A 20,349-nucleotide genomic window follows, 5' to 3' on the forward strand; every position below is an offset into this window, starting at 1 on the left:
GACGGGGGAACGAACAGGAACGGTCAGGGGGAGGGCGTGCGCGCCCGTACCGCGGTGGCCGCCGCGGCCACGGCCCCGATGACGGGGACGGCCAGGGGCAGGACCAGTGCGCCGGACAGCACGACGACGGCCATGCCGCAGACGAGCAGCAGGGAACCGGCCGGGTCGCGGACCGTGGTCCGGCCGGCCTCGGCCAGGAGGGTGCGCCAGAGGGCGCCGGGCTCCCAGCACGAGGCGGCGCGCAGGACGGCGACCAGGAGACCGATCATGGCGAGGATGCCGACGGCGCCCACGAAGGGCCCGCCGGGCAGCCCGGCGCGTACGGCCGCGAGGTCGAGCCGGAGCAGGGCTGCGGCGGCCCACACCGCAACGCCGACGATCCATCCGCCGCGGGCGGCGGCCCGGGTGTCGACGGCGAACTCGCGCAGACCGCCGTGTTCGCCGTCGAGGTAGCGGCGCAGGTGCCGGGTCCCCGCGGCGAAGGCCGCGGGGAACGTGAACAGGGGCAGGGCGGCGACGGCGATCCACACGCCCACGAGCAGACATTCGGAGAACAGGGCGAAGCGGTCCATGACGCGAGAACGTCCGGCCGGGGTGCGGGTCTTCGTCGCCACGGCGGTCAGCCCTTCAGGCCCGAGGTGGCCATGCCGTCGATCAGATAGCGCTGGAAGGCCACGAAGAAGGCCAGCACCGGGAGCAGGGCGACCAGGGACATGGCGATCATGCCGCCGTAGTCCGCCACCGCGTCCTGGTCGATGAACATCTTCAGCCCCATGGAGACCGTGTACTTGTCCGGCTCGTTGAGATACAGCAGGGGCCCCATGAAGTCGTTCCAGGCGTTGATGAACGTGAAGATCGCGCTGGTGACGAGCGCCGGCCGGCAGAGCGGCATGATGACGGACCAGTAAATCCTCAGGTGCCCGCAGCCGTCCAGCCGCGCCGCCTCGTCGAGTTCCTTGGGCAGGCCGCGCATGAACTGCACCATCAGGAAGACGAAGAAGGCGTCGGTGGCCAGGTACTTGCCGATCAGCAGCGGGGTGAAGGTGTTGATCAGCTCCAGCTTCTGGAACATCACGTACTGCGGAATGATCAGCACGTGGTACGGCAGCAGGAGGGTGCCGATCATGATGGCGAACATGATGTTGCGGCCGGCGAAGCGCACCTTCGCGAAGGCGTAGGCGGTCAGCGAGCAGGACAGCACCACACCGATCACGGAACCGACGGCAATGTACGTCGAGTTCAGGAAGAACGTCGAGATCGGGATGTCGGCGATGCCCTCGGTGAGCCGGGTGTAGTTGTCGCCGATCGGGTCGGTCGGGAACAGGTCCAGGGCACCGATGATCTCGGCGCTGGGCTTGAACGAGGCCCCGATCGTCCACACCACCGGGTAGAGGACCACGGCGAGAATGACGAGCGCACCGAGGTGCCAGGCGAGTGCGCCGGGTCCCCGGCGCCGTACGGCTGCTGACAGGAGACTCATCGGCCGCCCTCCTCGTAGTGCACCCAGCGCTTCTGGGACCAGAACAGCACGGCGGTGACCAGGCCGACCGCGAGCAGCAGCAGCCATCCCATGGCCGAGGCGAAGCCCATGCGGCTGTTCACGAAGCCTTGTTCGTACAGGTAACAGGTGTAGACGAGCGTCGCGTCGGCCGGTCCGCAACTGCCGTTGCTGACGATGTAGGCGGATCCGAAGATCTGGAACGAGTGGATGGTCTCCAGCAGGACGTTGAAGAACAGCACCGGCGAGATCATCGGCAGGGTGATGTGGAAGAACCTGCGCCAGGGACCGGCGCCGTCCACCTCGGCCGCTTCGTACAGCTCACGCGGAACCTGCTTGAGGCCGGCCAGGAAGATGACCATCGGCGCGCCGAACTGCCAGACGGTGAGGGCGATCAGCGCGTAGATGATCATCGAGGGGTCGCCGATCCAGCCGCCGACCTCGACGCCGAAGACCTTCTGCGTACGGTCGACGATCGCGTCGTCCGAGAACAGCGCGCGCCAGACGATGGCCGCCGAGACGCTCGCCCCGATCAGGGACGGGGCGTAGAAGGCCGCCCGGTAGAACGACTGGCCCCACCGCTTCTGCGCGAGCAGCATGGCGACGGCGAGTGCGGCGGCCAGCTTGATCGGGGTGCCGATCAGCACGTACCAGGAGTTGACCTTGACCGACTGGCGCCAGCGGGGGTCGGCGAACATGTCGGTGAAGTTCTGCAGGCCGATCCAGCGGGGGGCCTCGAACAGGTTGTACTCGGTGAACGACAGGTACAGCGAGAACACCATCGGCCCGGCGATCAGGAACAGGAAGCCCGCGATCCAGGGCGACATGAACAGATAGCCGGCCAGGTTCTCGCCGCGGTCCCGCCGCTTCGGGGCGGCGGGCGGCGCGTTTCCTCCGGGACCGTTCCGCTTGGTGACGGAGCGGTCGTCCCCGGCGGCGAGTGCGCCCGGGGAGGGGTGGATGTGAGTCACCACGGTCCTCTCAGTTCGAGGCGAGGGCGGTCTTCGCCTCGGAGAAGAACTGCTGCACGGCGTCCTTCGGCGAGGCCTTGCCCAGGGAGAGATCGGCACCGATGCGCAGGAAGGCCGCCTCGACCACGTCCGCACCGGACGGGTGCGGGGTGATGGGCTCCAGGAGACCCGCGTCAGCGATCTTCGTCTCGTACGCGGCGATCGCCTTGTTCGGCGCGTCGGTGGGCTCGTAGGCCTCGAACTGGGCGGTGGTGGCGGGCACTCCGCGGTCGTATCCCATGATCCGGGCGACCTCGGGGTCCTGGGTCATGAAGCCGATGAAGGTCGCGACCTCGGCGGGGTGCTTGGTGCGTGCGGTGCCGCTCAGCATGAGAGAGCCCAGATACTGGCTGGTCTTCTTGCCGTCGGTGCTGGGGATGGGGGCGAGGCCGTACTTCCCCTTGCCTTCCGCGCCGTAGCGGACGGAGAAGTTGTCCCAGTTGAACTCACCCGCGGACAGCCCCTTCCCGAGCGCGAGGGCGGGCTTGATCTGCTCGACCTTGTTGGGATCGGCGTATATGCCCGACTTCACCCGCGCGAGGGCCTCGGTCCAGTAGGGCAGGAGCTCGGCCTCGCCGAAGCCCATGCCGTCGTCGGTGAAGAACGCCTTGCCGTTCTGGCGGAGTATCAGGTCGTAGAGGTACATCACGCCGTGCGGACCGGAGTCACCGGCGAGCCCCTGGCTGCTCTTGATCTTCTGCAGGCCCGCGTACCAGTCGTCCCAGGTCCAGCCGATCTCGGGCGTGACACCCGCCTTCTCGTACGCCTCCTCGTCGATGACCAGGGCCATCGAGTTGCTGCCCACCGGGACACCGAGCAGCTTGCCGTCGATCTCCGCGAACTTCTCCAGCCCGGCGCGGAAGCCGGTGAGGTCGAGATTGCCCTTCTCCACCTGGGGCTTGAGGTCGAGGAGGACGTTCTTCGACTCGTACTTACGCAGGAAGGTCACGGCGTTCTGGATGACGTCCGGCGGGTTGCCGCCTGCCGCCTGCGTGTTGAACTTCTTCCAGAAGTCCGGGTACTGCTGGAAGTCCGTCTTCACCTTGATCTTCGGGTGCTTCTTCTCGAAGAGGGCGACGCACTGCTGGACCTTCTTCGCGCGGTCGTCCGCGCCCCACCACGAGTGCCGGATGGTGACCGGGCCGCCGGAGCCGCCGGAGCCCGAGCCGCAGCCGGCCGCGGTCAGCCCGAGACCGGCCGCCGAGAGGCCGGCCAGCTTCAGCAGCTGCCGCCTGTCCATGCCGTTGTTACGAGACATAGCTCGCCCCCACCGTTCGCATTGAATCGTTTTAGAAAGCGCTTGCTGGGTCAAAGTAAGGAGCAGCAGGGGGCGCGTCAACGGTTAGGACGAAATTCCGGCAGCCTGACGACGGGCCGAACGAGCGGAACCGACCGGCGGCGCAGGGCGCACGCGAAAAACGCCGATGGCCCGGAAGCTTCATCAGAAGCTTCCGGGCCATCGGTCCGGGGTGGGCGATACTGGGTTCGAACCAGTGACCTCTTCGGTGTGAACGAAGCGCTCTCCCACTGAGCTAATCGCCCCGGCGCACCGCAAACATTACCCCATGTCAGCGGTGCCGCCGGACCATCACCGGGTCACTGCTCGATCTTCCACGGCATCACTATGCCGAACTTCCAGACGTAGATCCCGACCAGCACCGCGACGATCACGAGCCCGGCCGTGGTGAGGATGATGTTGCGGCGCCGGACCTTGGGGTCGAGGGCACGCTGGGCGGCCTCGGTGACCTTGCGCCGGGTCCAGCGCAGGACGATCTGCGCCCAGACGAACTCGGTCGCCCAGATCGCCATGCCTCCGAAGATCACCAGCCAGCCCGGGCCGGGCAGCACCAGCATCGCGACGCCCGCCCCGACCACCGCCAGGCCGACGACGAAGATCCCGACCTGCCAGCTCAGGTGAAGCAGCCTCGACTTCCGGATGAACCCGGGTGCCCGCGAGCCCAGCTCGCGCTCCGTCGTCCGCCCGTCCCCCGCGGCGGAATCGGCGGCCGCCGTCGCGGCGGCCCCTTTCCGCTCGTCACTCTCCGCGTTCATGGCACCCAACCTACCGGAACCTCGATCGTCACCGGAATGGACGCATGACCCAAAGTTACACACCCCCGGACGAGAGGCCTGAAGCATCACAAATAGGTCAGAGGGGTTTACAACGCCACCGTAGGTGGCATGTCGACTTCGCCGACGTGCGAATCCCCGAGCGCACACTGAGCGAAAGGCCCTGGCGCTTATGAACACCACGGTCAGCTGCGAGCTGCACCTGCGCCTCGTTGTGTCGAGCGAGTCCTCACTGCCTGTACCCGCGGGCCTGCGGTATGACACGGCCGATCCCTATGCCGTGCACGCCACCTTCCACACCGGAGCGGAGGAGACGGTCGAATGGGTTTTCGCCCGTGACCTCCTTGCCGAGGGGCTGCACCGGCCCACCGGCACCGGAGACGTCCGCGTCTGGCCATCTCGAAGTCACGGCCAAGGCGTCGTCTGCATCGCACTGAGCTCCCCGGAGGGCGAAGCCCTGCTGGAAGCCCCGGCGAGGGCACTGGAGTCGTTCCTGAAAAGGACCGACGCCGCGGTCCCGCCAGGCACCGAGCATCGTCACTTCGACCTCGACACGGAGCTCTCGCACATCCTGGCCGAGAGCTGAGCCAGGCCGAGAGCTGCGGGACGCCGTCCGACTCGGGGAGACGGCGTCGCGCGGACAACCTCATAGGGCAGACACCGGCGCCGTCGCCGCGGAACCCACCGCGGCGGCGGCGCCGCTGTGCGCGCGGGGCGGGGACGTCACACGCGTCATCCGCACCATGCGCCTCACCCCTGCCCCCTGAACCGCCCCTGAAGCCGCTGGCGGGCCCTTCAGGCTCCGGCGGTGCGCACCGACCGGGAAAGGGGCCTTCCCGCCCCGCTGGGGCCGCACCGGACCGTGAGCGCCTTCGCCGAGCCAGTAGAGTCAGCCGCCATCGGCGGACACCCGTCCGCCGGAGGCCAGGGAGCGAAGCGTGCTGATCCCACACGACACCCGGATCGCCCTAGAAACGGTGGTCGATCTGGTGAACACCGCACCGGACGGTGACGCGGGCGACGGGCTCGCGGACCTCGCCGCGCTCTACTCCTTCGCGGAGCGCCACGACATCAGCGGCGTCGGAACGCTCGACGACAAGGACCTGGGCGCCGTGCGGGACGTCCGGGGCCGGTTCGCGGAGATATTCGCGGCGCCCGACGCCCGCACCGCCGCGGACCTCGTCAACGGCCTGGTGGCCGCGGCCGGCACCACACCACAGCTCACCGACCACGACGGCTACGAGTGGCACGTCCACTACTTCGCGCCGGGCGCCTCCATCGCGGACCACCTCGCGGCCGACTGCGGCATGGCACTGGCCTTCATCGTGGTGGCGGGCGAGCAGGAACGGCTTCGGCGCTGCGAGGCCCCGGACTGCCGGGACGCCTTCGTCGACCTGTCGCGCAACCGCTCCCGCCGCTACTGCTCGAGCCGCACCTGCGGCAACCGGCTCCATGTCGCCGCGTACCGGGCCCGGCGCCGGGAAGCGGCACGCTGACCGTCCGCACGCTCGCCGGACGGCCGTCCCTCACGGGAGAGCGGCCCCGCGGAGCGGCGGGCATCCGAGCCCGGCGGCCGCTCACAGGAGAAAGAGATCGTGCAGGGCGGCCATCAGCAGCAGGCAGCCGACGACCGTCAGGAAAATCATCAGTGGGGGCTGGGAAAGCGCGAAGAGACAGCCACGCGGCTCTTCGGCAGGGGATGCGGGGGCGTCGCCCCGGGAGGTGTCCACCATCTCGTAGTGATCATGACGCAGAGTGGACCCCGTTGGCGATCAACGGGACCCCTCGCAGGGACAGTTCACCCACTCCGGGATGAAGGAATTCGCTCCGGCGTCCGAAGATCCTTCGCACGTTCGCCCCGGCGTGCGTCCCACCGTGGCGCCCGGGAGGCAAATCGCCTCGGCGCCGCCCCGCCCCGTGGTCAGCGCGGGGCGGCGCTGGAAGCGCGTACGACGAGTTCCGGCTGGAGCACCACACTGCGGTGCCGGTGACCGCCGTTCTCGTCGTCCGCCTCCTCCAGGAGCAGCTCCGCCGCCATCCTGCCCATCACCACGGCGGGCTGCCGCACCGAGGTGAGGGGCACGGCGGCGGCCGCGGCGAACTCGATGTCGTCGTAACCGACGATGGCGACGTCCTGCGGCACCCGCACACCGGCGGCGTAGAGCGACTGCAGGACACCCAGCGCCAGCAGGTCGTTGGCGCAGAACACGGCGGTCGGCCTGGGCACGAGGCCGAGCAGTCGGGCCCCTGCGTCGCGGCCCGCCGCCACATCCAGCCGGTCGGAGGGGATCTCGACGAGCGCCTCGGGACCGAGCCCCGCCTCGGTGAGCGCCGCGAGCGCGCCTTCGCGGCGGTCCCTGATCTGGTGAAGATCTCCGGGGCCGCTCACATAGGCGACGGAGCGGTGGCCCGCCGAGACGAGATGCCCGACGGCGAGCATGCCACCGCGTACGTCGTCCACGGAGACCGCGCAGCTGTCGGTGGACGCCGCCACCCGGTCGACCAGGACATAGGGGATCCGGTGGCGGGCGAAGGCCTCGAGGTTGCCGCCGGTGGCGTCGGCCGGGGTGACCAGCACTCCGCAGACCCGCTGCTCGGCGAAGAGCCCGAGGTATTCGGCCTCCTCCTCCTGGCTCTGGCCGCTGTTGCAGACCATCACGCCGAGACCGGCTTCCCGGGCCGCGCGCTCGGCGCCGCGGGCGATGTCGACGAAGAACGGGTTGCCCATGTCCAGCACGAGCAGGGCCATGATGCGGCTGCGCCCCGCCCTGAGCTGCCTGGCCGACTCGCTGCGTACGTAACCGAGTTCCTCGATCGCCGCCAGTACACGGGCCCGGGTGTCGGGAAGCACCGCCTCGGGACGGTTGATCACGTTGGAGACCGTGCCCACCGAGACTCCGGCCTGCCGGGCCACGTCCTTGATCCCTGCCACACGCCCCACTTGCCCTGCCCCACTGATGCGTTCGGCCGCCGCGCGTCGGCGCCGGGTCCCTCGGTCCATGGACGGACGTACGGCGTGGTCCGTCGCGCCGTCGCCCGAACCGCGCCCACAGGATTGAATTGTTTCAATCCGCTCGGGACGCTAACCGCATCCACGGGATACCGTCAAGATCGGGGCGACGCAACCCGAATATACCCAGGCGTGGGGCGAGCGCGGGCACTCCGATGCCCGCGTCAGGGCGTGAATCGATTCACATCGTAGCCATCACGACGCGAAGGCTCCGCGAGGCGACCGGTCACACGTGACCGGTCAGATGCCGTGCTTCTTCAGGATGGCCTCGATGTCACTGAAGTCGTCACCGGGCGCGGCCGCCTGCTGAGGCTTCCTCCCCGGCCGTTCCTGCGCCTGCGGGGCGGCCGGCCCGGCCCCGGAGGTCAGCGAGGGTGACGACGCGGCCGGCGCGACGGCGGCGCCCCGCTCCGCGGCACGCGCGGCCTTGCGCTCCTTACGGGTCGAGCCGCTGCGGCGCTCCACGGCGCGCGTGGTCATGAAGAGAAGCCAGGCCACGGCCAGCAGCCCGAAGCCGATCCAGACACTCGGCTTGAAGACGATGCCCGACACCCACGCGACGACACCCGTCATCACCAGGCCGACGGGCACCAGCGAGTAGGCGGCGATCCGGGTCGCCGTGAGGAACCGCTTGCGGTACGCGGTGATCGCGGCGACACCCAAACCGGCCGCCGACACCGCGGAACAGATGGTCTCGGCAAGCATCGGGTCCTCCAGCGATCGGGGTGCGTCCCTTCCATCCTGCACCGGGCACCGCCGGAGGGGCCACGGTGCGGGTCCACATCAGGGTCATTTCAGGGCCGCGGTCCTCCCCAGGTCCCGATTGGGAAGCGCAGGTCCGGCCTGAAAGACTGACTCCATGAGCGAATCCCCCTCCGCCGCGCCGGTCGTCCTCGACCTCTGGTGCGAGCTCGAGTGCCCCGACTGCCATCGGGCCCTCTCCGACGTCCACACCCTGCGCGCCCGCTACGGCGACCGGCTGGAGGTCCGGCTGCGCCACTTCCCGCTGGAGAAGCACAAGCACGCGTACGCGGCGGCGCAGGCCGCCGAGGAGGCCGTCGTCCAGGGCAAGGGATGGCCGTACATCGAGGCCGTACTGGCCCGCACCGCCGACCTCGCCCGCGCGGGTGAGCCCCTGCTGCTCGAGGTGGCGGGCGAACTGGGTCTGGACGCCGAGGAGTTCGACACCGCGCTGATCGACGGCCGGCATCTGCTGATCGTGGACGCGGACCAGGCGGAGGGCAAGGCGATCGGCGTCACCGGGACTCCGACGTATGTGATCGGCGACGAGCGGCTGGACGGCGGGAAGAGCCAGGAAGGACTGCTCGCGCGCATCGAGGAGATCGCCGACCGTCTGCTCGCCGGCCAGGGCTGACCGCCGGGCTTCGCCGGCCGCCGGGCGGTCCGGGCGGCTACAGCGCCTTGGCCAGGTTGTACTGCGTCACCTCGTACCCGAGCGATTCGTACAGCCGCAGTGCGGGCGTGTTGGAAGCGAAGACGTGCAGCCCCAGCAGGCCGAGGCCGGCATCGAGCGTGATGTCCTCCGCGAGGTGCATCAGCGCCCTGCCGTAGCCCTGCCCCCGGTGCTCCTCGCGGACCTCGACGTCGAACACGTAACCGAGGTCGTCGCCGTCCGGCGTCTCACGTCGGGCCACCCAGACATAGCCGACGACGGCTCCGTCGTGGACGAGGACGTGGAAGTACATGCCGGGGGTGGCCAGGCCGTCCGGCAGGTTCGTGGAGTGGTCCCGCTCGGACTTGCGCCGGGCCTGTTCCTCCGGCACTCCGCGTTCCATCCACTCCCGCGCGTACGTCCCGACGCTGGTGGCCGCCCACTCGGCGTATTCCTGCTCCGTCATGGGCCGCCCGGTGACCCCGGCCGGCAGCGCGGGGGCGGTCCGCCGGAGGGGCTTCAGCATGTTCCGGCTGCGCTCGGTGTAACCGAGCACGGCCGCCAGGGCCTGGGCGGCGGCGTTCTCAGCGGGGGCCACCAGACTGACCTGGGTACAACCCCAGCCGCGCAGCACTTCCTCGGCGGCGAGCGCGGCGATGGTCCCCCGGCCGCGCCTGCGGTGCGCCTCGTCGATGCCGAGCGCCCTGAGCACGCCCGCCGAGGGGCCGAACGCCGGATCGGTGGAGATTCCGACGGCGCCTACGGGCCGCCCGTTGTCGCACACGTCGTACGTGCGTGCCTGCGCGCCGTCGGCGCCTTGCTGGACCGGCCCGGCCGGCCGGATGGTCGTGGTCATCAGGGTGTTCTATCCGCTGGACGGCCGGGCGTCACCCTCTTTACGGATTCCGGCTCGCCGGACGGGGTTCGCCGAGGAGCGGGCTCACGGATCGAGATCGTCCGCCGCACGCTCGGCGAAGACCCGCATGGCCTTCGCCGTCACGGGACCGGGTGCGCCGGGCAGTTCCCGCCCGTCGACCCGGTGGACGGCCTGGATGTCGCGGAGCGTGGAGGTCAGGAAGATCTCGTCGGCCCGCTCGAGCACGTCCAGCGGGAGGTCGGTCTCCTGCGCGCCCGTCCACTCCACGGCCAGGGCACGGGTGATCCCCGCGAGGCATCCCGAGGTGACGGGGGGCGTATGGATCTGCCCGTCGAGGACGACGAAGACGTTGGATCCGGTGCCCTCGCAGAGCTGTCCGACCGTATTGGGGAAGAGCGCCTCCGAGGCACCCCGCTCATGGGCGCGCGCGAGAGCGACGACGTTCTCGGCGTACGAGGTGGTCTTGAGCCCGGTCACCGCGCTGCGTTCGTTGCGCGTCCAGGGAACGGTGACGACGGCCGTGCTGTCGGGGCGGCGTACCGCCTCGTCCAGGGCGACGACCAGGCTGGGCGGGGCGTCGCCACGGTCGGATCCGAGTGGCGAGATGCCGCCGGTGCAGGTGATCCGGAGCCGGCCGAGCTCCATGGGATCGGCCTCGATGACAGCCGCCACCGCGCGGCGGACCTCGTCGTGATCGGGGTCGGCCAGGCCCAGGCCCCTGGCCGAGCGCGTCAGCCGGTCGAGGTGCCGGGTCAGGGCGAAGGGACGGCCCCGGCCCACCCGGACCGTCTCGAAGACGCCGTCCCCCACGGTCAGCCCGTGGTCGAGCACGGACAGCCGGGCGTCATCGGCGTCCCGCAGTCCGCCGTTGACCCAAATCCTCATGACGCGGTCCTTCCTGTTCACTCGTAGGCGCCCGACGCTACAGCGAGCAGCCGGAAGGCCTTGAGCTCGGTCTCCGCCCATTCGCGTGCCGGATCCGATCCCCAGGTGATGCCGGCTCCGGTGCCGAAGCGGAGGAGGGGGGCGGGCCCGGTGCGGTCGATCCAGAAGGTGCGTATACCGACAGCCAGTTCCGCGGTGCCCCGGTCGGCGTCCACCCAGCCGACCGCTCCGCAGTACGGGCCGCGGGGGGCCGTCTCCAGGGCGTCGATGATCCGCAGCGCGCTGGACTTGGGCGCGCCGGTGACGGAGCCGGGCGGGAACGCCGCGGTGAGCAGCTCGGGCCATCCGGCGCCGTCGGCGAGCCGTCCGCGCACGGTGGAGACGAGGTGGACGAGCCCCGGGTGCTTCTCCACGGCGCAGAGGTCGGGAACGCTCACACTGCCGGGCACGCAGACGCGTCCCAGATCGTTGCGGACCAGGTCCACGATCATCACGTTCTCGGCGTGGTCCTTCTCCAGCAGATCGTCCTCGGTGCGCCCGGTGCCCTTGATCGGGCCGGACTCGACGGTCCGGCCGTCGCGTGCCAGGAAGAGCTCGGGGGAGGCGGTGGCGATCTCCACACCGTGAGCCGGGAGCCGGATCGTGCCCGCGTACGGGGCCGGGTTGCCACGGGCGAGCAGGGCGGTGAGGGCGTCCACGTCGGCCACGTCGGCCCGGGGGCCGGGCAGCGGCGCGGACAGGACCCGGCAGAGATTGGCCTGGTAGACCTCACCCGCCGCGATGTGTTCACGGATCCGTCGTACGCCGGCCATGTAGGCGCCCTGGTCGAGTGAGGACGTCCAGTCGTCCGGGGCGGGCCCTCGCCAGGCTCCGGGCACGGGGAGGGGAACCTCTTCGGACCGCACGGTGGCGAAACGGGCACAGACAGTACGGCCCTCGAAGTCGGCACATACCGCCCAGAAGCCGGATGATTCGAGAGCCGCGGGATCGCTGGTGACATCCCGCAGACCGGAGGCGACAAGGCCACCGAATCGGGCAAGAGGGGTGAGGTCGCGCACGTGACCGAGTCTATAAGGGCCGCCCCGTAATCCCTGATGGATCAGCGCACGGCGTCAGAGGCCGCGCCTCGCAAGGCGGAGGGACGTCCGCATACTGGATGTATTCGGGCGTTCCGGCAACACGGCGAGGTGCCGTGACGGTCGTCGTGCGCCCGCCGGGAATCGCGGGACAGCCCTCAGGACGGCACGCGGTGACCTGGGACGGTCGACGGTGGCGCAGCACGCTGCGCAAACGCGTTTTTGTACTGGCCCGGGAATCCGCTAGAGTTCAACACGTCGCCGGGACGCGCAAGCGGTCCGGGAAAGACAAGCGGACGTAGCTCAGTTGGTAGAGCGCAACCTTGCCAAGGTTGAGGTCGCCAGTTCGAACCTGGTCGTCCGCTCGCAAAAGGCGGGGGATCTTCCCGAACCCCCGCCCCTGGTGGAGTGGCCGAGAGGCGAGGCAACGGCCTGCAAAGCCGTCTACACGGGTTCAAATCCCGTCTCCACCTCCAAGGACGATTAGCTCAGCGGGAGAGCACTTCCCTGACACGGAAGGGGTCACTGGTTCAATCCCAGTATCGTCCACCGGTCCGCAAGGATCCCCGCGCGATTAGCTCAGCGGGAGAGCGCTTCCCTGACACGGAAGAGGTCACTGGTTCAATCCCAGTATCGCGCACGCAGTACACGCAGGTTCGCCCTGCGCGATTAGCTCAGCGGGAGAGCGCTTCCCTGACACGGAAGAGGTCACTGGTTCAATCCCAGTATCGCGCACCAGCCGAAACCCCCGGTCGTCTCGACGACCGGGGGTTTTGTCGTGGGCGGTGCGGGTCACCCGGTGAAGAGCTGGGTGGCCTTACGGACGAGCTCGTACAGGCCGTAGGCGAACGGTACGGCGACCCAGAGCCAGACGAACACCATGAGCGGCTTACGACTGCTGGTGGACACGGGGGCTCCCTTCCGGTGCCTCGTGGAAGCGTGCGTGGACGGGGCGGATGCATTCGTTGGCGACGAAGCCCACGATCAGCAGCCCGATCATGATCGTCAGGGAGGTCGAGTAGAGGCTGGGGCCGCTGTGCCCCGCGCGCTCCCCCGCGTCCGCGACCCGGTTGACGATCAGCGGGCCGAGCACGCCGGCCGTGGACCAGGCGGTCAGGAGACGGCCGTGGATGGCTCCCACCTGGTACGTGCCGAAGAGGTCCCGCAGATAGACGGGAGCGGTCGCGAACCCTCCGCCGTAGAAGGACAGGATCACGAGCGCGCAGCAGATGAAGAGGGGCTTGGAGTCGTTGCCCAGCTGGGCGATGATCACGTACATCAGCGCGCCGACGCCGAGGTAGACCCGGTACATGTTCTTGCGGCCGATCAGGTCCGAGGTGGAGGACCACAGGAGGCGGCCGCCCATGTTGGCGAGCGAGAGCAGGGCGACGAAGCCCGCCGCGGCGGAGACCGAGACCGGGGTGGAGGTGTCCGCGAAGAAGTCCTGGATCATGGGCACGGCCTTCTCCAGGATGCCGATGCCCGCGGTGACGTTCATGCAGAGGACGACCCACAGGCACCAGAACTGCGGTGTACGCAAGGCGTTGCGGGCGGAGACCTGGGCGTTGGTGACGAGCCTGCGGGTCTCCTGCTTCGGCTGCCAGCCGTCGGGGAGCCAGCCCTCCGGGGGCACCCGCACGAGGAAGACTCCGAGCGCCATGAAGGCGGCGTAGACGACACCGTGGACGAGGAAGGCCGTGGCGATGCCGGACCGGTCCGTGCCGAAGCTCTCCAGCATCCCGGTGGACCAGGGCGAGGCGATGAGTGCGCCGCCGCCGAATCCCATGATGGCGATGCCGGTCGCCATGCCGGGGCGGTCGGGGAACCACTTGATGAGCGTGGACACCGGCGAGATGTAACCGATGCCGAGGCCTATGCCGCCGATGAAGCCGTAGCCGAGGACGACGAGCCAGTACTGGCCGGTGGCGGCGCCGAGCGCGGCGACGAGGAAGCCGGAGGAGAAGCAGACGAGCGAGACGAACATCGCCCAGCGTGGGCCGTTGCGTTCGACGAGGGTGCCTCCGAACGCGGCGGAGAGGCCGAGCATGACGATGCCCAGCTGGAACGGGAGAGCACTTGCGGTGCCCGAGAGATCGAGGGCGGATTCGAGCGGGGGCTTGAACACGCTCCAGGCGTAGGCCTGTCCGATGGAGAGGTGCACGGCGAGCGCGGCGGGCGGTACGAGCCAGCGGCTCCACCCCGGGGGCGCGACAGTTCGGGACCTGTCGAGGAAGTTCATGAATCCGCACTCTAGGCATCAGCCATGGCCATTACTAGATCATGAGTGGAACTCCGTCGACCGTATGCAATGCGGGTCCGGACACCGGCCCGGACCCGCCCTGCGGCCCTGCCGCCCAGATGGAGGCGTCAGGAGCTGAACAGCATCCGGCCGAAGCTCTTCTGGCGGTGGTGGCCGCCGTAGTGACCGCCCTGGTGCGGCGCTCCCCAGGCCGGGGCCTGCGCGGCGGGGTAGGCCTGCGGAGCGTGGGGGGCGTGTGGAGCGTGCGGGGCCTGTTGCGCCCACTGCGACTCCAGGCGGGTCAGGGACTCCAGCTCGCCGTAGTCGAGGAATATCCCGCGGCAGCCGCTGCACTGCTCGATCTGGACACCGTTGCGGTTGTACGTGTGCATCTGGGCGTGACACTTGGGGCACTGGATCATCGGGTGGCCTCCTCTGGTCGTGGCTACGTCGCCGGACATCCATGCCCGGCGGCGATCGCTTCACCCTACGACGCTCGTTCGGACACCAACTCGGGCGGGAGGGAGGCAATTCGGACACATGCGTCGATCATCAGCTGTTCCACCTCATCCGGACTGCGGTCCTCCGCCATGGACTTGACCAGAGCCAGGGCCGCCGTCTGCACCGTGAGCGCCCGCGCCGGGACGTCCAGCTCGGGCCACGGGTCCCCTTCGGCCCGCACGGCGGGGCCGCCGGCCGCTCGGTAGGCGCCGAGGAAGCGTTGCCAGATCTCGGGCGGCAGCAGCCCGGCCGCGTACCAGGCGGCGGGCCGCGCCAGGTCCCAGGCGGGATCGCCCAGGCCCGCGTCGTCGACATCGATCAGCAGCCAGGGACCGTGCCGCGCGGGGTGCCGCACGAGCTGGCCCAGGTGCAGATCGCCGTGGCAGAGGAAGCCGTCCCGGTGCCCTGGCGTCGGGGCCTCGGCCCGGGCCCAGCCGGGCAGTCCGTGCCAGGCGGCCAGCACGGGGATGGCAGCAGGGTCGCCGGGGCGGGCCGCGCACAGGCGCGCCACGGCCCGCGCCGCCTTGACCGGGCCGCGCATCGGCGGGAGCGGACGGGGCGGCGGAGTGCGGTGCAGCCGGGCCAGGAGGGCGGCGGCATGCTCCCAGGGCGCGGCGTCAGGGTCCGCGGGGTCGACGGGTGCGCCGTACGGCCAGAGGCTCACGGTGCGGCCCTCGGCGGTGCCCACCGGCCCGTCAGGGGCGGCCAGCGGCGGGAGCAGGATGCCTGCCAGCCGGGGAGAGGCGGCCAGGGACAGCCGGGCCGCCAGGGCGGAGGTCTCCGAGTCGGGGGCGTGGGCCTTGGCGACGACCTGGCCGCTGCGGACCACCGTGCCGTCCGGCCGGTCCGCGAGCACCTGGGGCGGGGCACATGTGCACGCCGCCGCTCCGGCGTGCGCGCTGCCGTGCGCGAGGTCGCCCAGCGTGCGTACGACAGGGCTGGTGGTCATGGGTTCGGCTCCCGCGGAGGTGATCGACCGGCTCCTCGGCCGGCCCAGGCGGCGATCGTACGCGGCCGTTCCGAAACGGGTCCGGACAGCGCGATGTCCGGCCAGCTCCCCAGCTGGCCGGACAAACGCTGCCGTCCGCCGCACCCCCGTCCCCACGGGGCTGTTGGCCGGATGCCTGGTCCGGACCGCTCTTCCGGACCCGGGGCGCCGCTCAGCGCCCCAGCATCACGCCCACGGACGACGCTTGTGTGACCACTGCGTCCCAGCCGCCGAAGACGACGACCAGCAGGGCCGCCAGAGGGAGAACCATGGCCGTCGCCACCAGTGGGTGGCGCGTGCCGGACCGGCGTACGCCGAACGAGGCGTATGCCCTGCGTCCTTGCGTGCGGATCATGGTCCGCGTAGCCGTGTCCGTCATGGTTCCTCTCCTGACCTGTTCCGGAGCGGCGGGCGCCTGGCCTCGGGGGACGAGTTCCACGCCCGCCGCTTGACTTCAAGATTACGGAGACGGAAACCACCCGGCGTCATGCCCGCGTACCGAATGCCGGGCCTCCCGGAGGATGAGCCGACCGCCTCCGGTGTACTCCCCTGGGTGGAGAAAGGGCGCAGGTTGCAGCACCCGGCACCTAAGGGGTGCCCCCGAAACCGAGGTCGCCCGCGCGAGGGCGCTCGGAGGAGTCCTCCCGGGGGACCGGCTGTTCGACCAGGGCCAGCACCCTGGTGGCCATGAAGCGGGCAGTACGGACAACTGATCCACTTCGGGTGACTTCACTCACTTCCACCACCCCTCGGCGGACCGCTGTCTCCACCCTTCGGCCTGCCCTGGAGGCCACCACTTCGTACGTCCTGGTCGTGTCACCCGCGTCCACGACTATTTCCACACGATCGCCCTTCATTGATCCAATCCCCCTTCTGCGACGGTCCTTTGAGATCTCGCACGGGCCACAGAGCCTGGATCCCCGGCTCCCTGACCACGTTTCAATTCTCCCACCGGGCACTGACAATCGATGGGCCGGCGAGGGCGCGGCCTCTGAGCGCGCCGCGCCACGGGTACGTAAGCTGTGCCTCGTCAGGCGGACCGGCAGCGGGGATGGGCAGACGATGGCGATGATGCGGCTCCGGCGCGAGGACCCGCGTGTCGTCGGCTCGTTCAGGTTGCACCGGCGGCTCGGCGCGGGCGGCATGGGCGTCGTCTACCTGGGTTCCGACCGCCGGGGCCAGCGGGTGGCGCTCAAGGTGATCCGGCCGGATCTGGCGGAGGACCAGGAGTTCCGCTCGCGTTTCGCGCGCGAGGTGTCCGCCGCCCGGAGGATCCGCGGCGGCTGTACGGCGCGGCTGGTGGCCGCCGATCTGGAGGCGGACCGCCCGTGGTTCGCGACGCAGTACGTGCCGGGTCCCTCGCTGCACGACAAGGTCATGGAGGAGGGCCCTCTGGCGGCCGCCGAGGTGGCCTCGATCGGGGCGGCTCTGTCGGAGGGGCTGGTGGCGGTGCACGAGGCCGGTGTCGTCCACCGTGACCTGAAGCCGTCGAACATCCTCCTCTCCCCCAAGGGCCCCCGGATCATCGACTTCGGTATCGCGTGGGCGACCGGCGCCAGCACGCTCACCCATGTCGGGACGGCGGTCGGCTCGCCCGGCTTCCTGGCGCCCGAGCAGGTGCGCGGCGCGGCCGTGACGCCCGCGACCGACGTGTTCTCGCTGGGCGCCACCCTGGCGTACGCGGCGATGGCCGATTCACCTTTCGGGCACGGCAGTTCCGAGGTGATGCTCTACCGCGTGGTCCACGAGGAACCGCATCTGTTCGATGTGCACGACGCGCTCGCCCCACTCGTACGGGCGTGTCTGGCGAAGGATCCGGAGGAGCGGCCGAGCACGCTGCAGCTCTCCATGCGGCTCAAGGAGATCGCCGCGCGCGAGGCTCAGGGGCTGCAGGAACGCCGGCCGCCCGCGCAGCGGAGCGAGCAGGAGCTGGACCGGCCGACCGGACGGCTGGAGGGTCCCTACACCGAGCAGTCGACCCGGCGTGCGGCCGGAGGCCCCGCTCAGGCGCCGCGCGCCCAGGGACGGCGCCCCGCACCCTCGCGCCTGGCCCCGCGCACCGGCGGGTCGCAGTCCCGGCCGACGCGCGGCGGCCCGCGCTCCGGGCAGCAGCCGCAGGGGGCGAAGGGCACGAACGGCAGGCAGGCCTCCCGGGCCGGCGTCCGGACGACCTCGGCCGGGAAGGGCGGGAAGCGGAGGCCGGCCAATCCCCGGCTGCTGCGTCAGCGGCTCGTCGTCTTCGTCGTGGTGACGCTGCTGGTGGCGCTGGGGATCGCGGCCGCTCAGGGCTGCCAGGGCCCGGCACACGGGCTGGGCGGCACGCCGTCACAGACGTACGACGGGTCCGGTGTCCACCCGGCGCGGGTGGACGGTCCCTAGAGCGATCCGGCCCGGGTCGCGTAGAAGGCGACGGCGGAGGCCGCTGCGACGTTGAGCGAGTCGACTCCCGCGTCCATCGGGATACGTACATGGGTGTCGGCCTCGGCCAGTGCCTCGGGAGTGAGGCCGTCGCCCTCCGTGCCGAAGACGAGCGCCAGCTTCTCGTGCCGGCGGGCGACGAGTTCGTCCAGGGTGATCGACGAGTCGCTGAGGCAGAGTGCCGCGGTGGTGAAGCCCGCCTCGCGCAGCAGGCGGAGGTCCTCGGGCCAGGAGGTCAGGCGGGTCCACGGGACGTGGAAGACGGACCCCATCGAGACCTTGACCGCCCGCCGGTAGAGCGGGTCGGCGCAGCGCGGGGTGAGCAGGACGGCGTCGACGCCCAGTGCGGCCGCGTTACGGAAGGCCGCTCCGAGATTGGCGTGGTCGACGATGTCCTCGAAGACGGCGACCCGCCGGACGCTCCCCCGCTCCGGGGACAGCAGCGTGCCCGCGTCAGGGAGTGGCTTGCGCTGCATGGAGGCGAGGGCCCCGCGGTGCACGTGGTACCCGGTGACCCGCTCGGCGAGGGCCGGCGTCACCGCGTAGACCGGCGCCGTGGCCTCGTCGATCACATCGCGCATGACCTCGGTCCACTTGGCGGAGAGCAGCATGGACCGCATCTCGTACCCGGCGTTCCCGGCACGCCGGATCACTTTCTCGCCCTCGGCGATGAACAGGCCTTCGGCGGGTTCCCGCCGGCGCCGGAGCTCGACGTCGGTCAGGCCGGTGTAGTCGCCCAGACGCGGGTCGTCAGGGTCGTCGACGGTGATGAGTTCAGCCACGGGTGCTACTGCCTTGTCGGGGTGATGTGAGGTACGGAAGGGCGCGGCAGGCCGGCTGTCCGGCCCCTTCAGCCTTCGAGCCGGCCGGCCGTTCCCGTGCCGACGGCGACGACGTCGCCGATGACGATGACGGCCGGGGGGCGTACCTCTTCCGCGACGACTCGCTCCCCGACGTTCCCGAGGGTCGCGTCGACCCTGCGCTGGGCTGCCGTGGTGCCTTCCTGGACCAGGGCCACCGGGGTGTCGGGGGACTTGCCGTGGGCGATGAGGGCCTGGGAGATGGCGCCGATCTTGTCGACGGCCATCAGCAGGACGAGGGTGCCACGCAGTTGTGCGAGCGCCTTCCAGTCGACCAGGGAGCGCGGGTCGTCGGGTGCCACATGGCCGCTGACCACCGTGAACTCGTGGGCGACACCTCGGTGGGTGACGGGAATCCCGGCGGCTCCCGGCACGGAGATCGAGCTGGAGATCCCGGGGACGACCGTGCAGGCGATGCCCTCGGCGGCCAGCGCCTGCGCCTCCTCCATGCCGCGGCCGAAGACGAACGGGTCGCCGCCCTTGAGCCGGACCACGGACCTGCCCGCCTTGGCATGGTCGATCAGCGCCTGGTTGATCGCCTCCTGCGCCATGTACCGGCCGTACGGGATCTTCGCCGCGTCGATCACCTCGACGTGCGGCGGGAGCTCGTCGAGCAGGTCGCGGGGGCCGAGCCGGTCGGCGATGACCACGTCGGCCTCGGCGAGGAGACGACGGCCCCGGACCGTGATCAGGTCGGGGTCGCCGGGGCCGCCGCCCACCAGTGCGACGCCGGGGGCGCGGGTGCGGTGGTGCGGGGCGGCGAGGGTGCCGTCACGCAGCCCTTCCACGATCGCGTCGCGGACCGCGGCGGAGTGCCGGGGGTCGCGGCCCTGCGAGGTGGTGGTGAGGACGGCGACCGTGATGCCTTCGCTGCGGCCGGTGGCCGGCGTCCAGGCGGTGGCCGCCTCCGCGTCGTCGCTCCGGACGCACCAGGTGCGGCTGCGCTCGGCCTCGGCGGACGCGGCGTCGTTGGCGGCGGCGTCGGACGACGCGACGAGGGCGTACCAGGTGTCGGCCAGGTCGCCGTCCTGGTACCTGCGGCGCTCCCAGCGGATCTCACCGGTGTCGGCCATCGCCTCGACGGACGCGGTCGCCGACGGGGAGACCAGGGTGATGTCGGCCCCGGCCGCGATGAGGGCGGGCAGCCGGCGCTGCGCGACCTGGCCGCCGCCGACGACGACGACGCGGCGCCCGTTCAGGCGCAGTCCGACGGGGTAGGCAGGGTGATCGTCATGCTCGGCCATGGTCGTGCGGGCTCCTCGTGCAGGGTGCGGTGTGCTGCGGGCCGCTGCGGCGGTGGAGCGGCGGTGACGTGGGCTGGGTGAGGCGGTGACGCGTGGGACCACGATACGGGGTGGTGGGGTCCGGGCCCGGGGCGGCGGTCTCGCGGGCCGCCCCGGAGTGCCTCGTCACCTCCTGGGAGGTTCTCCGCTCCGGTCCCGGACCACGGGCCGGTGCCGGACCGTGGTCCGGCACCGGCCCCAGGACGCCAGGTGGTGTCCGGAAGGGCCGGCGTGGCGCGTC

22 protein-coding genes and 6 tRNA genes are annotated in these 20,349 nt (G+C 70.7%); 9 read left to right on the forward strand and 19 right to left on the reverse strand.

All coding sequences use genetic code 11. The features are described 5' to 3' along the window. Positions 1 to 23: 23 nt before the first annotated feature. The 6 genes from ACFYQ5_RS21595 to ACFYQ5_RS21620 all read right to left on the reverse strand — a co-directional run bounded on the left by ACFYQ5_RS21595 (position 24) and on the right by ACFYQ5_RS21620 (position 4,560). Positions 24 to 572, reverse strand: coding sequence for a hypothetical protein (locus ACFYQ5_RS21595; RefSeq protein WP_389199779.1), 549 nt, complete (start codon positions 570 to 572; stop codon positions 24 to 26). A gap of 47 nt (positions 573 to 619) precedes the next feature. Then, positions 620 to 1,480 (reverse strand): carbohydrate ABC transporter permease, encoded by an 861-nt coding sequence (locus ACFYQ5_RS21600; protein WP_389199541.1) that lies wholly within the window; start codon positions 1,478 to 1,480, stop codon positions 620 to 622. Further along, positions 1,477 to 2,469, reverse strand: coding sequence for a carbohydrate ABC transporter permease (locus ACFYQ5_RS21605; protein WP_389199781.1), 993 nt, complete (start codon positions 2,467 to 2,469; stop codon positions 1,477 to 1,479). Before ACFYQ5_RS21605 ends, ACFYQ5_RS21600 begins: the two co-directional genes overlap by 4 nt. Positions 2,470 to 2,479: 10 nt before the next feature. Continuing rightward, positions 2,480 to 3,766: an ABC transporter substrate-binding protein gene (locus ACFYQ5_RS21610; RefSeq protein ID WP_389199542.1), complete on the reverse strand. Its 1,287-nt coding sequence runs from the start codon at positions 3,764 to 3,766 to the stop codon at positions 2,480 to 2,482. 212 nt (positions 3,767 to 3,978) lie between these two features. After that, positions 3,979 to 4,050: transfer RNA gene (locus tag ACFYQ5_RS21615), tRNA-Val, on the reverse strand. A gap of 54 nt (positions 4,051 to 4,104) precedes the next feature. After that, positions 4,105 to 4,560 (reverse strand): TIGR02611 family protein, encoded by a 456-nt coding sequence (locus ACFYQ5_RS21620; protein WP_389199544.1) that lies wholly within the window; start codon positions 4,558 to 4,560, stop codon positions 4,105 to 4,107. 190 nt (positions 4,561 to 4,750) lie between these two features. Between ACFYQ5_RS21620 and ACFYQ5_RS21625 the strand changes: the two genes are divergently transcribed. Together ACFYQ5_RS21625 and ACFYQ5_RS21630 are read left to right on the forward strand one after the other, a co-directional pair. After that, a complete protein-coding gene (locus ACFYQ5_RS21625) occupies positions 4,751 to 5,164 on the forward strand; it encodes an SsgA family sporulation/cell division regulator (protein ID WP_003959770.1) in 414 nt (137 codons plus the stop codon). 352 nt (positions 5,165 to 5,516) lie between these two features. Then, complete coding sequence (locus tag ACFYQ5_RS21630) at positions 5,517 to 6,074, forward strand: CGNR zinc finger domain-containing protein (protein WP_389199546.1); 558 nt, start codon at positions 5,517 to 5,519, stop codon at positions 6,072 to 6,074. An 81-nt stretch (positions 6,075 to 6,155) separates the two neighbouring features. Here ACFYQ5_RS21630 and ACFYQ5_RS21635 read toward each other — a convergent pair whose 3' ends face one another. The 3 genes from ACFYQ5_RS21635 to ACFYQ5_RS21645 all read right to left on the reverse strand — a co-directional run bounded on the left by ACFYQ5_RS21635 (position 6,156) and on the right by ACFYQ5_RS21645 (position 8,293). Next, the gene (locus ACFYQ5_RS21635) at positions 6,156 to 6,311 is read right to left on the reverse strand and encodes a hypothetical protein (RefSeq protein ID WP_389199547.1); all 156 of its coding nucleotides are present in this window, start codon (positions 6,309 to 6,311) and stop codon (positions 6,156 to 6,158) included. Between the two features lie 188 nt (positions 6,312 to 6,499). After that, a complete protein-coding gene (locus tag ACFYQ5_RS21640) occupies positions 6,500 to 7,510 on the reverse strand; it encodes a LacI family DNA-binding transcriptional regulator (protein ID WP_389199549.1) in 1,011 nt (336 codons plus the stop codon). Positions 7,511 to 7,828: 318 nt separating this feature from the next. After that, a complete protein-coding gene (locus tag ACFYQ5_RS21645) occupies positions 7,829 to 8,293 on the reverse strand; it encodes a hypothetical protein (RefSeq protein WP_389199551.1) in 465 nt (154 codons plus the stop codon). A 154-nt stretch (positions 8,294 to 8,447) separates the two neighbouring features. On the opposite strand from ACFYQ5_RS21645, the gene ACFYQ5_RS21650 reads away from it, so the two are divergent. Then, positions 8,448 to 8,963: a DsbA family protein gene (locus tag ACFYQ5_RS21650; RefSeq protein ID WP_389199552.1), complete on the forward strand. Its 516-nt coding sequence runs from the start codon at positions 8,448 to 8,450 to the stop codon at positions 8,961 to 8,963. A gap of 37 nt (positions 8,964 to 9,000) precedes the next feature. Here ACFYQ5_RS21650 and ACFYQ5_RS21655 read toward each other — a convergent pair whose 3' ends face one another. The 3 genes from ACFYQ5_RS21655 to ACFYQ5_RS21665 all read right to left on the reverse strand — a co-directional run bounded on the left by ACFYQ5_RS21655 (position 9,001) and on the right by ACFYQ5_RS21665 (position 11,801). Beyond that, entirely contained in the window at positions 9,001 to 9,837 is an 837-nt protein-coding gene (locus ACFYQ5_RS21655) for a GNAT family N-acetyltransferase (protein ID WP_389199554.1), read from the reverse strand. Between the two features lie 84 nt (positions 9,838 to 9,921). Beyond that, positions 9,922 to 10,743 (reverse strand): aminotransferase class IV, encoded by an 822-nt coding sequence (locus ACFYQ5_RS21660; protein WP_389199555.1) that lies wholly within the window; start codon positions 10,741 to 10,743, stop codon positions 9,922 to 9,924. A gap of 17 nt (positions 10,744 to 10,760) precedes the next feature. Beyond that, complete coding sequence (locus ACFYQ5_RS21665; protein ID WP_389199557.1) at positions 10,761 to 11,801, reverse strand: chorismate-binding protein; 1,041 nt, start codon at positions 11,799 to 11,801, stop codon at positions 10,761 to 10,763. 310 nt (positions 11,802 to 12,111) lie between these two features. Between ACFYQ5_RS21665 and ACFYQ5_RS21670 the strand changes: the two genes are divergently transcribed. From ACFYQ5_RS21670 to ACFYQ5_RS21690, 5 genes are all read left to right on the forward strand, one after another. Further along, a tRNA-Gly gene (locus tag ACFYQ5_RS21670) sits at positions 12,112 to 12,184 on the forward strand. A gap of 37 nt (positions 12,185 to 12,221) precedes the next feature. Then, positions 12,222 to 12,295 (forward strand) — tRNA-Cys (locus ACFYQ5_RS21675). A 1-nt stretch (position 12,296) separates the two neighbouring features. After that, positions 12,297 to 12,368 (forward strand) — tRNA-Val (locus ACFYQ5_RS21680). Between the two features lie 19 nt (positions 12,369 to 12,387). Next, positions 12,388 to 12,459: transfer RNA gene (locus tag ACFYQ5_RS21685), tRNA-Val, on the forward strand. Between the two features lie 23 nt (positions 12,460 to 12,482). Further along, positions 12,483 to 12,557, forward strand: a tRNA-Val gene (locus ACFYQ5_RS21690). 151 nt (positions 12,558 to 12,708) lie between these two features. Here ACFYQ5_RS21690 and ACFYQ5_RS21695 read toward each other — a convergent pair. From ACFYQ5_RS21695 to ACFYQ5_RS21715, 5 genes are all read right to left on the reverse strand, one after another. Beyond that, on the reverse strand, positions 12,709 to 14,058 hold the full coding sequence (locus ACFYQ5_RS21695) for an OFA family MFS transporter (protein WP_389199560.1): 1,350 nt from the start codon (positions 14,056 to 14,058) through the stop codon (positions 12,709 to 12,711). Between the two features lie 128 nt (positions 14,059 to 14,186). Continuing rightward, complete coding sequence (locus ACFYQ5_RS21700; protein ID WP_389199562.1) at positions 14,187 to 14,480, reverse strand: zf-TFIIB domain-containing protein; 294 nt, start codon at positions 14,478 to 14,480, stop codon at positions 14,187 to 14,189. 65 nt (positions 14,481 to 14,545) lie between these two features. Continuing rightward, positions 14,546 to 15,508 carry a phosphotransferase gene (locus tag ACFYQ5_RS21705; RefSeq protein WP_389199563.1) on the reverse strand — a complete coding sequence of 321 codons (963 nt, stop codon included), beginning with the start codon at positions 15,506 to 15,508 and terminating at the stop codon, positions 14,546 to 14,548. Positions 15,509 to 15,719: 211 nt separating this feature from the next. Next, positions 15,720 to 15,926 (reverse strand): hypothetical protein, encoded by a 207-nt coding sequence (locus ACFYQ5_RS21710; RefSeq protein WP_389199565.1) that lies wholly within the window; start codon positions 15,924 to 15,926, stop codon positions 15,720 to 15,722. Between the two features lie 208 nt (positions 15,927 to 16,134). Beyond that, positions 16,135 to 16,404 carry a hypothetical protein gene (locus tag ACFYQ5_RS21715; protein ID WP_389199567.1) on the reverse strand — a complete coding sequence of 90 codons (270 nt, stop codon included), beginning with the start codon at positions 16,402 to 16,404 and terminating at the stop codon, positions 16,135 to 16,137. Between the two features lie 205 nt (positions 16,405 to 16,609). Between ACFYQ5_RS21715 and ACFYQ5_RS21720 the strand changes: the two genes are divergently transcribed. Then, positions 16,610 to 17,926 (forward strand): protein kinase, encoded by a 1,317-nt coding sequence (locus ACFYQ5_RS21720; RefSeq protein ID WP_389199569.1) that lies wholly within the window; start codon positions 16,610 to 16,612, stop codon positions 17,924 to 17,926. Here the strand turns inward: ACFYQ5_RS21720 and ACFYQ5_RS21725 are convergent. Beyond that, positions 17,923 to 18,747 carry a TrmH family RNA methyltransferase gene (locus tag ACFYQ5_RS21725; RefSeq protein ID WP_389199571.1) on the reverse strand — a complete coding sequence of 275 codons (825 nt, stop codon included), beginning with the start codon at positions 18,745 to 18,747 and terminating at the stop codon, positions 17,923 to 17,925. The two genes, ACFYQ5_RS21720 and ACFYQ5_RS21725, sit on opposite strands and share 4 nt — an antisense overlap. Positions 18,748 to 18,815: 68 nt before the next feature. Beyond that, positions 18,816 to 20,069 carry a uroporphyrinogen-III C-methyltransferase gene (gene cobA, locus ACFYQ5_RS21730; RefSeq protein ID WP_389199573.1) on the reverse strand — a complete coding sequence of 418 codons (1,254 nt, stop codon included), beginning with the start codon at positions 20,067 to 20,069 and terminating at the stop codon, positions 18,816 to 18,818. Between the last annotated feature and the right edge of the window lie 280 nt (positions 20,070 to 20,349).

The sequence above is a fragment of the Streptomyces sp. NPDC005794 genome, from assembly GCF_042871445.1.
Taxonomy (GTDB): Bacteria; Actinomycetota; Actinomycetes; order Streptomycetales; family Streptomycetaceae; genus Streptomyces.